Here is an 11,606-nt window from a genome sequence, read left to right as displayed (position 1 = left end):
ATTACAGTGATTAATATCAATGCATCGGCGTAATCTCTTTTAAAATCATTGTAATCAAGGATCTGCCGGTTGTTTGCAGATCCAAAAGAGGTATAAAAATGAAAGAAAAAACTACTGAAATTGCAGAAGGAATTGCCGCCTCTTCAGGTATTGCAATAGGAAAAGTATTTCTTCTGGAAGACGATGAATTCTGTCTAATTCAAAGAGACGTGCCGAAAGATGAAATAAAAAAGGAAGTTGCCCGTTTCCGTGAAGCTCTTCAAAAAACGCGGATAGATATGCTGGCGACAAAGGAAAAGATTTTCAAAAATCTTGGCAAAGAATATGCCCGTTTGGCGGATGCCTATCTTTTGATATTGGATGACCCTTTAATTAACAGAGATGTTGTTAGAAAGATTAATGAGGGAATAAATGCGGAATATGCTCTTTTTAAGATTTTAGAAAAGGTGATGCGCTCATTTGATATGATTGAAGATGAGTATTTCAGGGAAAGAAAGCACGATATACAGGATGTCGGGAAAAAAATCTTAAGCCATCTTTTAGGGAAAGCCAGGCGGTCACTTTCTGAAATAAAAGAAGATTCAATAATAATAGCGCATAATCTGACTCCTTCCGATACGATATCAATGAGAGATCATTTAGTAAGGGGTTTTGCAACCGATATCGGAGGAAGAACTTCTCATACCGCAATCGTTGCCCAAAGCCTGGAAATACCTGCAGTTGTAGGTTTAAAAAATATTACTTCCAGAGTTAAAGAGGGAAGCACAATAGTCATTGACGGCAATCAAGGTATTGTAATTATTGATCCTGATCCCGAAAGCATTAAAAACTATAAGAGAGAACAAGAAATCCAGTTAGCTCAGATTTTGGAGCTGGAAAAGTTAAGAGATTTGCCGGCTCAAACCACGGATGAGCACAGGGTTGTTGTTGCTTCCAATATTGAAAATCCTGACGAAATAAAATCTGTAACAAAACACGGAGCGGAAGGAGTCGGGCTTTACCGCACTGAATTTCTTTATTTTAATAGGACTACCCTTCCAACTGAAGAAGAGCATTATGCAAACTATGTAAAAGTTGTTCAAAAGACGCTTCCGTACAGCGTTATTATAAGAACAATGGACCTTGGAGGAGATAAGCTTGCACATTTGGGCCTTGAAGGTTTTACAGTTGAAAATAATCCTTTTATGGGTTTAAGAGCTATAAGGTTATGTCTTAAATATCCGGCAATTTTTAAAACACAGCTTAGAGCAATATTAAGAGCTTCTGCGGAAGGCAAAGTAAAGTTAATGTATCCTATGATTTCGGGCATAATTGAATTAAGAGAGGCGAACAAAATATTGGAAGAAGTTAAACAGGATCTGCGCAATGAAGGGAAAAAATTTGATGAAAATATTGAAGTCGGAGTTATGATTGAAGTTCCTTCAGCCGCGCTAACGGCTGATCTCATAGCAAAGGAAGCTGATTTTCTTTCAATAGGGACAAACGACCTGATACAATATACTCTTGCAGTGGATAGAGTTAACGAAAATGTTGCGACGTTATATGAGCCGCTCCACCTTTCTATATTAAGGCTTCTAAAAACTATTATTGATGCCGGCCACTATGCGGGAAAGTGGGTAGGCATGTGCGGAGAGATGGCCGGAGATCCTTCTTTTACTATGATTTTAATCGGACTTGGCCTTGATGAATTCAGCGTTTCTCCGGTTCAAGTGCCCAAAATAAAAAAGATAATCAGAAGTATTTCTTTAAAGGACTCAAAAGAGCTGGCAAATGATATTCTGACTTCTCCTGATAAAAATTCCATACAAGAAAAAATTAGAAAAAAGGAGCTCAAAAGCAACCTTCCATTATTTTAACCGTATTCAATGTTTCTAAAAGAAGTCTAAATCAAAAATTTAAAAGAGAATAGAATTGGAAATAAGAAATTTTTGCATTATTGCTCATATTGATCACGGTAAAAGCACCTTAGCTGATCGTCTTTTAGAATATACAAATACGATTCCAAAGCGTGAAATGAGGGACCAAATTCTTGACGGGATGGATCTTGAGCGCGAGCGGGGCATAACAATTAAGGCTAAGGCCATTAGGATGGATTATACCGATGAAAGCGGGAAGCAGTACATGTTAAACCTAATTGATACTCCGGGGCACGTGGATTTTACCTATGAGGTTTCCCGTGCGTTAGCTGCCTGCGAGGGCGCTTTATTAATAGTTGACGCTTCCCAGGGAGTAGAAGCGCAAACTCTTGCAAATACATATCTTGCGACTCAGTCAAAATTAAAAATAATTCCGGTAATTAATAAGATTGACCTGCCTACCGCTGATGTGGACAGCACTTACCAGCAAATGAAAGAGGCCTTGGGGATAACGGTTGAGCCGATTCTTGCAAGCGCTAAGGAAGGGCTTGGAATTTCGGAAATTGTTAAATCGATAATTAATGATATACCTGCTCCTACAGGAACAAAAGAAGAGCCTTTGTCCGCTCTTATTTTTGATTCTTTTTACGATTCTTACAGGGGTGTAATTATAATTGCGAGAGTTTTTGAGGGCGAAATTAAAGTTGGGATGAAAATTAAACTGGTTTCATCAAACGCTCTTCACGAAGTTTTAGAAATAGGTTACATGAAAATAAAAATGATTCCGTGCAAAAGCCTTTCAGCGGGCGAGGTGGGATACATTGTATCAGGGATAAAAGACATTCATGATCTTAAAATCGGTGACACTATTACAGAGCAATCAAAGCCTACGCTTCATCCGCACCCGGGATATAAAGATATTAAACCTTTTGTTTTTGCAGGTATTTATCCTTTAAGTACTTCTGATTACGATAATTTAAAAAACGCTTTAGAAAAACTCAGGCTTTCTGATGCGTCTTTGTCTTATGTTCCTGAAACTTCTTCTGCCTTGGGTTTCGGTTTCAGGTGCGGTTTTTTGGGATCGCTTCACCTTGAAATAGTCAAGGAAAGGCTTGAAAGGGAATTCAATCTTGACCTAATTGTTACCGCGCCAAACGTGGTTTATAGTGTTGTCACCAAAAAAGGAACATCTGAGATAGACAATCCGGCAAGGTTTCCTTCTTACGGTGACATTATAGAGATATACGAACCATATGTTATTGCAACGATAATTTGTCCGTCGCTTTATTTGGGAGCAATTCTTGATTTGTGCCAAAAAAGAAGAGGAAAACAGATTACTCTTAGATACATTGATACAAAAACAGTTATCTTAAAATATGAAATACCTCTGGCGGAAATTATTGTGGGTTTTTATGATGCTTTAAAATCCGTTTCAAAAGGATATGCTTCTTTTGATTATGAGCACATTGGGACAAGGCTGGGAGATCTTGTAAAACTAGAGATACTTATCAACCAGGAAGTAGTTGACGCATTTTCTGTTATTGTCCACACAGAAAAGGCGCAGACAACCGCGCATTTTCTGGCCGAAAAACTGAGAGCAATTATTCCAAGGCAGATGTTTGAAATTCCAATTCAGGCAAGGATAAGAAATAAAATAATTGCACGAGAAAATATTGCTGCAATGCGAAAAGATGTGCTTGCAAAATGTTACGGCGGCGATATTACACGAAAACGAAAACTTTTAGAAAAACAAAAAGAAGGCAAAAAAAGGATGCGGCAGTTCGGGCGTGTTGATATTCCTCCTGAAGCCTTTATTGCGGTTCTAAAAATAAATGAGTAAGGTGTATGGCTGCTTCTAAGTTAAGCGGGGTTGACCCCGTTAGAAACAGTAGAACGTGAAGAAAAAGTAAAACATAGAGAGAAAAATAGGAATAGGCTGTCGCAGTTTTTTAAATAAACGGTCGTTTGGCTGTTTCTAACGGGGCAGAAAGGATATCTTATGATTGACTTTTTTGTATCACAATGGAATTCCGGAATGGAATTCAAACTTTTAGTTGCAGGCGTAATCCTTTTTATTGCGGCTCAAATAATGAAAAAATTCAAGGAAATGTTTGAAGGCCCGCGGATGAAAAAGTTATATGCAGAAATTCTTGACTGGGTGGAAACAGGCTGGTCAGCGGTATTTCTTGCGGCATTTTTAATGTATTTATTTATTCAGGCGTTTAAAATTCCTTCAGGAAGCATGAGGATGACATTTCTTGAAGGGGACCATCTTTTTGTGAATAAATATTATTACGGTTTCCATATCCCTTTTACCGACGGAAAAAGAATATGGAAAACACACCAGATCAAACGAGGCGACATAATCGTTTTTGAATGTCCTCAGTCAGCCCTAAGTTTAGTTGAAAGAGAAAAGCATGTGAGGAAAGATTTTATTAAACGTTGCATTGCTTTGAGCGGGGATATAGTAGAAATAAAAGATAAAAGCCTTTTTATAAACGGAAAAGTTGTAACTGAGCCGTATATTGATTTTGATGATAAGGAAATCTACAAAGAAGTAAAATTATTTTCTTCTTCGGAACAATATCAAAGAACTTGGGAATCAGGCAGGTTTGATAGTTTGCCGCCAAGCATTGTAAGAGATAATTTTGGGCCGGTTATTGTTCCTCCGGGATATTATTTTGTTATGGGTGATAACCGTGACCGTTCCTTTGATTCAAGATTTTGGGGGCCTTTACCCGATAAAAATGTGAAAGGAAAACCGATTTTGATATACTGGCCGCCGAAACGAATGAGAATACTACGTTAGAAAATTAGGAAAGTTATGAAATTTAAAAGGACAGATAGACAATGAGGTAAAATCGCGGGTCCGCCTCGTCTGCTCCAGAGGAGCTAGACGGGCGAGACATCGCCCCGATAAATCGGGGCGTGGAGGTTTTATGAATTTGACTTATTGGATAATTGCGGGTTTGGCATTATTTGTTGTAGAAATTATTACTCCCGGAAGTTTTTTCTTCGCTTGTCTGGGAATCGGCGCATTATGTTCGGCCTTGGTTTCAGTTTTTATTAGCGTTACTTGGATCCAATTTGCAGTTTTTGTGGCAGGCTCACTTATTTCAATGTATACAATTCGTCCCTTAGCTAAACGGTTGATAAAAAGTGAGGGTAAAAAATCAAATGTTGATGAACTGATAGGACAAAAAGCTCCCGTAACAGAATTAATTAATCCTCCAAATTTTGGGAGGGTTAAAATTTCGGGTGAGATTTGGATGGCGCAGGGTGAAGAAAAAATTGAGCCGGGATCAATGGTTGAAATACTTGCAGTTGAAGGAACAAAATTGAAGGTCAGAAAAATCTAAGAAAGTGATAAGTGGTAAGGGGTAAGGGGTAAGAATTAAGTTAACGGCTAAAAAAGAATCTGGCTTTAGACTTAATCCTTATCACTTATCCTTTAGCGCTGAAGTAAAAGGAGGATTTATGCCGTCAGCTTTAATTTTAGTTTTGGTTGTTTTAGCAGTGATCTATGTTTTTAGGGCTGTAAGGATTGTTCAGCAGTATGAAAAGGGGCTCTTGGAAACTTTGGGACAATACACCAAAACGCTTAATCCCGGCCTTGCTATTATTTTTCCTCCTTTTCAGAACTTAAGAATTGTTGATATGAGGGAGCAGGTTATAGATGTTCCTCCTCAGGATGTTATTACGAAAGACAATGTTATGGTTACTGTTGATGCGGTTATTTATTTTCAAATAACTGATCCTTCAAAAGTAGTTTATAATGTTGCAAATTTCGGAATGGCTTCGCTGAAGTTGGCGCAGACAAACCTGAGAAATGTAATCGGAGATATGGAGCTGGACAGTACACTGACTTCTCGTGAAAAAATTAATGTTCAATTAAGGCAGGTTATGGATGAGGCGACCGATAAATGGGGTGTTAAAGTAACTAGAGTTGAAATTCAAAAAATTGATCCACCCCGCGATATTACGGACTCTATGTCAAAACAGATGAAAGCGGAAAGAGAAAAAAGGGCTAATATCCTTGAAGCCGAAGGTTTTCGGCAAGCCGCAATACTAAAAGCGGAAGGTTCCAAAATATCCGCTATTCTTGAAGCCGAAGGAAAATCCGAAGCAATTAAAAAAGTTGCCGATGCTGAAAAATATAAGATTTCTTTAGTCTACGGGGCAATTCATGAAGGTAAGCCGACCAACGACCTGATCGCGATAAAATATTTAGAAGCGCTTGAACATGTTGCAAACGGTCAGGCTACTAAAATATTTTTACCGCTGGAAACAAGCGGAGTTTTGGGATCAATAGCCGGTGTGGCCGAACTTTTTAAAGAAAAAGAAAAATCGGAGAAAAAATAAAACAGTAACCAGAAACCAGCGACCAGTTACCAGTAAAAACTAAGACAAAAGGCTTCACTGGTTGCTGGTAACCGGTAACTGGTGGCGATTTTTATGTTAGGTTTATACATTCACATTCCTTTTTGCAGAAAAAAGTGCAATTATTGCGACTTTGTGTCTCAAGTCGCTGAAGACGAACAGATTCTTGAATATTTGGAAGCAATTAAAATTGAAATGAATAAATATTTTAACTTTCAGATTTCAACAATCTATTTAGGCGGCGGAACCCCAAGCATTTTAAGTAAAGATCAAATTAAGGAATTATTCCTGAATGTAAAAAATATTTTTGATATAAAAAATCTTAAAGAAATAACCGTTGAGGCTAATCCAGAATCTTTAAGAAAAGATAAGCTAGAAGCATTTAAAAATGCGGGAGTAAACAGGTTAAGCATGGGATTACAGTCTTTTGATAACAAGGAACTTAAATATCTGGGAAGAGTTCATTCAATTGAAGATTTTAAAAACTGTTATAAAATTGCCCGGGATACAGGTTTTAAAAATATAAGCTTAGATTTGATATATGGATTGCCGAATCAGACGAAAAAAGTATGGGAAAATAATCTGAAAAAAGCAGTTCAGTTCAATCCCGAACATATTTCGCTTTATCCTCTGATTATTGAAACAGGAACTTTGTTGCATAATATTGAGGCAAAAGTTGATGAGGATTTGCAGGCTGAGGTGTATGAATGGTCAATGGATTTTCTCAAAAAGTGCGGATATGAACAATATGAGATTTCAAACTGGGCAAAACCAGGATTTGAGAGCAAACACAACCTTAATTATTGGCATAACGGCGAATACTTAGGAATAGGTGTTTCGGCGGCATCACATTACAAAAATAGGCGTTACAAAAATACTGAGGATATTGTTTTATATATGCAAAATATGAAATCGGGAAAAGATGTTTTTGAAGAATACGAAGAAATCTCTTACGAAAAGAAACTTTCTGAAGAAATAATATTAAATTTAAGATGTTCTCAAGGTTTCTTGGAGTCAAACGAAATTAACATTAAGTATGGCGATATTATAGACGATTTGTTAAAAAATAATCTGATTGAAAAAAATAAAGAAAGCGTTTATCTTACAAGAAAAGGCAAACTTTTGGCAAACCAGGTAATGATGAGGTTTGTATGACAGAAATTTCCGTAGTAATCCCGTGTTTAAATGAGGAAAAAACAATAGCATCCTGCATAAAAAGAGCAAGGGAATCTTTCCTGCGTGCAAATCTTTCAGGCGAGATTATAGTTGTTGATAACGGTTCCAGCGACCGTACTGTCGAAATTGCTCAAAATGCGGGCGCCGTGGTAATTAGTGAATTAAGCAAAGGCTACGGAAACGCGCTTATAAGGGGAATAAAAGAAGCTAAAGGGGAATATATAGTAATGGGAGACGGCGACAACACATATGATTTTTCAGAAATTGACAAATTTGTTATGAAATTAAAAGAAGGCAATGATCTGGCAATGGGATCGCGGTTTAAAGGAAAAATTCTCCCCGGAGCGATGACCTGGTCGCATCAATACATTGGAAATCCAATACTTTCAGGTATGCTGAGACTTTTTTTCGGCGGGACTATTTCTGACTCTCATTGCGGATTGAGGGCATTTACAAAAGACGCTTTTAAAAAAATGAATTTACATACGACGGGAATGGAGTTCGCCTCTGAAATGGTTATTCATGCCCTGAAAAAGAAACTGAAAATATCAGAAATACCTATCACCTATTATACAAGGGCGGGAGAATCAAAGCTTGCTTCGTTTAGGGATGCCTGGCGCCATATCAGGTTTATGCTTCTTTATTCTCCCGGATATTTATTTCTTGCTCCGGGTCTGGCAATATTTACGATAAGTTTTATAGCTACAATTAAACTAGCATTCGGCCCGATATATGCATTTGGAAGAAATTGGGATGTGCATCCAATGGTGTTTTTTTCGATGTTTACGCTTTTAGGCTGGCAAATTCTTTCAATTGGCATAGCTGGCAAAGCATATGCAAATGAAATTGGCCTTGAAGAAGACAAAATGAGCAAAAAAATAATTAAATTTCTTTCCCTTGAAAAAGTTCTAATTTTTGGTATTTTTTTAATAATATTGGGGCTGGCATTGATAATCTATATTTTTTATGTCTGGGCTTTAAGCAATTTTGGAGTACTTTCAGAAGTAAAAACCGGAATTTTAGCCCTTCTGCTGACCGGAATAGGTCTTCAAACTATTTTTACAGCATTTTTGATAAGTATGCTTCAAATAAAATACCGCTAAAGAATAATTTGAATGAAAATCGCCATAGTCTATGATGCAGTTTATCCTTATGTTATTGGCGGAGCCGAAAAAAGAAACTGGGAAATTGCAAAGAGGTTGGCTGCAAAAGGGCATGATGTAAGCCTTGTTGGAATGAAATTCTGGAAGGGTTCAAAACAGCTGATCAGTGAAAGTGTTCAGCTAAAAGGCATTTGCCCCGCAATTTCACTTTATAACAGAAATGGTAAAAGGTCATTTATTGAGCCGTTTTATTTCGGGCTTTTTTGCTTTTTTCATTTTCTTAAAAATAAATATGACATAATTGACTGCAGTAATTTTCCTTATTTTTCAGCCATAGCAATTTTTTTCGCTCTTTTATTAAAACGCAGTAAAACAAAGTTTGTAATAACCTGGCATGAAGTTTGGGGTAAAAAATATTGGAAAGAGTATATAGGATTTCTCGGGTATTTCGGGTACTTGATTGAAAAAATAAGTTCAAATATTACAAGGAATAATATAGTAAATTCCTTATTTACTAAAAAAAGACTGATCGATTTATTGGGGAACAAATCTGAAACTATTGAGTTAATTCCGAACGGAATCAACTTTGGCGAAATAGACGGCATTCTAGAAAGAGAAAAAGAAAACCAAATAATATATGTTGGCCGCTTGATCAAATACAAAAATGTAGATATTCTGATAGATGTTGTGAAAGATTTGATAAATGATGAAGATTGTCGTTATTGTAAAAATATTATTTTAAAAATCGTTGGTGATGGGCCTGAAAAACAAAAATTATCAGAATTAGCTGTAAAGCATAAAATTGAAAAGCATGTAATTTTTTCAGGGTTCCTGGATAAAGAAGAACTTTTTCATGAATTGAAGCGCTCAAAAATATTTGTATTACCATCTGATCGCGAAGGGTTTGGAATAACAGTAATTGAATCTATGGCTCTCGGGACTCCTGTGATTGCCCGCGATTCAGAATATTCAGCTCTAAAATCATTAATAATAAGTGGCAAAAACGGAATTCTTTTTAAAAGCAAAGAAGAATTGGTATTAGCATTGAAAAATCTGTTAATAAAAAGCAATATTTACGATACAATTGTCCGAGAAGGTTTTGAATTTGCAGAAAAGTATGACTGGGACAAATACATTATTCCAAAGCTTATTTCATGCTATGAAAAAGTCTTGAATAACAAAAGTTTAGAGGAATGTCGATAAGATCCATGAAAGCGCTAATAGTCCAAAGATATATGAGTTACTATGGGGGCGCGGAAAATGTAGTAAAGGAGCTTTCAGAAAATCTTCTGAAAATGGGTGTCGAAAATTCAGTTATTGCATTAAATAATTCGGAAGAAACAAAAGAAATTTATAAAAATATAAAGCTATTATTGCCCAAAAAGCCGTTGCCTAATGTATTTAGAAGCACTGATTTTTTTTCTGCCCTGGGAATAATCAGGGAACTTTATTGGCTCCGAAAGCTTCTCGTAAAATATTATAAAAGCTTTGATGTTATTAATATTCACAATTTCCCGGCTAATTGGGTAGTGTTCGGAATTGATAAACCGATTGTTTGGATGTGCAACGAGCCTCCTGATTTTTACAGCAATCCTAAGCCTTCTTTATTATTAAAAATATTACGCTATTTCGGAATTTTAATAGATAAGTTTTTTGTTCAGCATTATGTTGACATAATCTGTGTTGCTGATAAGATTAATGCTGAAAGAGTTGAAAAAAGGTATAAAAAAACACCTATTATAATTCCCTACGGTATTGATCAACAGTCTTTTACTGCAAAAAATGAAGATATTTCCAGTTTTTTAAAAGGAATTGGAGTTGACTCTGACGAATTAGTCCTGCTTCAAGTAGGTGTAATTTCCCCTCAGAAAAATCAAATAGAAAGTATTAAAGCACTTCAGTCCCTGATGAATAAAGGGATCAAGGCTAAACTTGTTTTAGCCGGGAAAACCGACGGCCCATACTTTGAATTTATTAGTAAGTATATAGCTGATCATAATTTGTCAAAATTTATAGTTTTTACCGGGCATGTTAATAGAGAAACGATAGGAAAACTTTATAAGAGAGCCCAAGTTTGCCTTTTCCCAGTTAAAGAACAAGGTGGCTGGCTTGCACCTTTCGAAGCACTTCTTAATAAAAAACCAGTAATCGTATCTAAAACAATGGGAGCAGCAGCCATAATAAATGAAAACAATTTCGGTATTGTCGCTGACAATTTTTCGCTTGCTATTATTGAAATGAACGAAAATCTTTACAAATATCAGCAAAATGCTGAAAAAGCTTCAGAATGGATCAGAAATAATCTTACATGGGATAATTTTGCTAAAAAGTTCATATCGGTTTTCGCTCAGGCTATTCATGCAAAGGGAGAAATAAAATGAAAGTTCTTGTTACTGGGGGATGCGGATTTATTGGTTCCTGGGTTTGCGAATATTACGCAAAGCGAGGCGATCAAGTAATTTCTTATGATAATTTAACAAAAATGGAGCTTGTCAGAACAGGCTACAATGTTGAGAAAGCAAGGAACTATAACTGGGATTTCCTTAAATCCTTAGGAGTAAATCTAGTAAAAGCTGATATAAGAAACAAGGAAGAATTATTTAATTATGTGTCCGGGTGCGATTTTATTGTTCACACTGCAGCTCAGCCGGCAGTTACGATAAGCATAGAAAATCCGGAGCTTGATATAACAACAAATGTTGTAGGGACTTTTAATGTTCTAGAAGCTGCACGTAAGTTTAATATTCCCGTAGTTTCCTGCGCCACTATTCATGTTTACGGGAATAAAATAAATAACGAAATAAAAGAGGGAAAAACAAGATATGTAAGAAAACCCAAATTAATTGATGAGAACTACCCGCCTTTGGGTGGAATTATAACTCCGCTGCACGCATCAAAATATTCCGCAGATACATATGTAAGGATGTTTATAGAAACATATAAAGTTAAAGCAGCAAGTTTCAGGTTGACGGGCCTATACGGGCCGAGACAATTAGGAGGAGAAGATCATGGATGGGTTGCAAATTTCTGCATTAGGGCAATTCTTGATATGCCGATAAAAATATATGGAAGCGGAAAACAAGTACGGGAT

10 protein-coding genes are annotated in these 11,606 nt (G+C 36.5%); all 10 read left to right on the top strand.

Annotated features, from left to right (window positions below):
- Positions 1-98: 98 nt before the first annotated feature.
- On the top strand, positions 99-1,856 hold the full coding sequence (gene ptsP / locus NT145_05045; protein MCX5782054.1) for a phosphoenolpyruvate--protein phosphotransferase: 1,758 nt from the start codon (positions 99-101) through the stop codon (positions 1,854-1,856).
- A 49-nt stretch (positions 1,857-1,905) separates the two neighbouring features.
- Entirely contained in the window at positions 1,906-3,696 is a 1,791-nt protein-coding gene (lepA, locus tag NT145_05040; GenBank protein ID MCX5782053.1) for a translation elongation factor 4, read from the top strand.
- Positions 3,697-3,855: 159 nt separating this feature from the next.
- A complete protein-coding gene (lepB, locus tag NT145_05035; protein ID MCX5782052.1) occupies positions 3,856-4,665 on the top strand; it encodes a signal peptidase I in 810 nt (269 codons plus the stop codon).
- 130 nt (positions 4,666-4,795) lie between these two features.
- Complete coding sequence (locus NT145_05030) at positions 4,796-5,215, top strand: NfeD family protein (protein MCX5782051.1); 420 nt, start codon at positions 4,796-4,798, stop codon at positions 5,213-5,215.
- Between the two features lie 118 nt (positions 5,216-5,333).
- On the top strand, positions 5,334-6,218 hold the full coding sequence (locus NT145_05025; GenBank protein ID MCX5782050.1) for an SPFH/Band 7/PHB domain protein: 885 nt from the start codon (positions 5,334-5,336) through the stop codon (positions 6,216-6,218).
- A 93-nt stretch (positions 6,219-6,311) separates the two neighbouring features.
- The gene (hemW, locus tag NT145_05020) at positions 6,312-7,391 is read left to right on the top strand and encodes a radical SAM family heme chaperone HemW (GenBank protein MCX5782049.1); all 1,080 of its coding nucleotides are present in this window, start codon (positions 6,312-6,314) and stop codon (positions 7,389-7,391) included.
- Entirely contained in the window at positions 7,388-8,515 is a 1,128-nt protein-coding gene (locus tag NT145_05015; protein MCX5782048.1) for a glycosyltransferase family 2 protein, read from the top strand. Before hemW ends, NT145_05015 begins: the two co-directional genes overlap by 4 nt.
- A 12-nt stretch (positions 8,516-8,527) precedes the next feature.
- Complete coding sequence (locus NT145_05010) at positions 8,528-9,718, top strand: glycosyltransferase family 4 protein (GenBank protein MCX5782047.1); 1,191 nt, start codon at positions 8,528-8,530, stop codon at positions 9,716-9,718.
- 5 nt (positions 9,719-9,723) lie between these two features.
- On the top strand, positions 9,724-10,896 hold the full coding sequence (locus NT145_05005) for a glycosyltransferase family 4 protein (protein MCX5782046.1): 1,173 nt from the start codon (positions 9,724-9,726) through the stop codon (positions 10,894-10,896).
- The coding region (locus tag NT145_05000) for an NAD-dependent epimerase/dehydratase family protein (protein ID MCX5782045.1) at positions 10,893-11,606 on the top strand (714 nt) is incomplete at its 3' end. The genes NT145_05005 and NT145_05000, both read left to right, overlap by 4 nt.

This window comes from Elusimicrobiota bacterium, assembly GCA_026388075.1.
Classification (GTDB): domain Bacteria; phylum Elusimicrobiota; class Endomicrobiia; order Endomicrobiales; family JAPLKN01; genus JAPLKN01.
The sequence above is the reverse complement of the archived record's forward strand: the minus strand, read 5'-3'. Positions and strand labels throughout refer to the sequence as shown.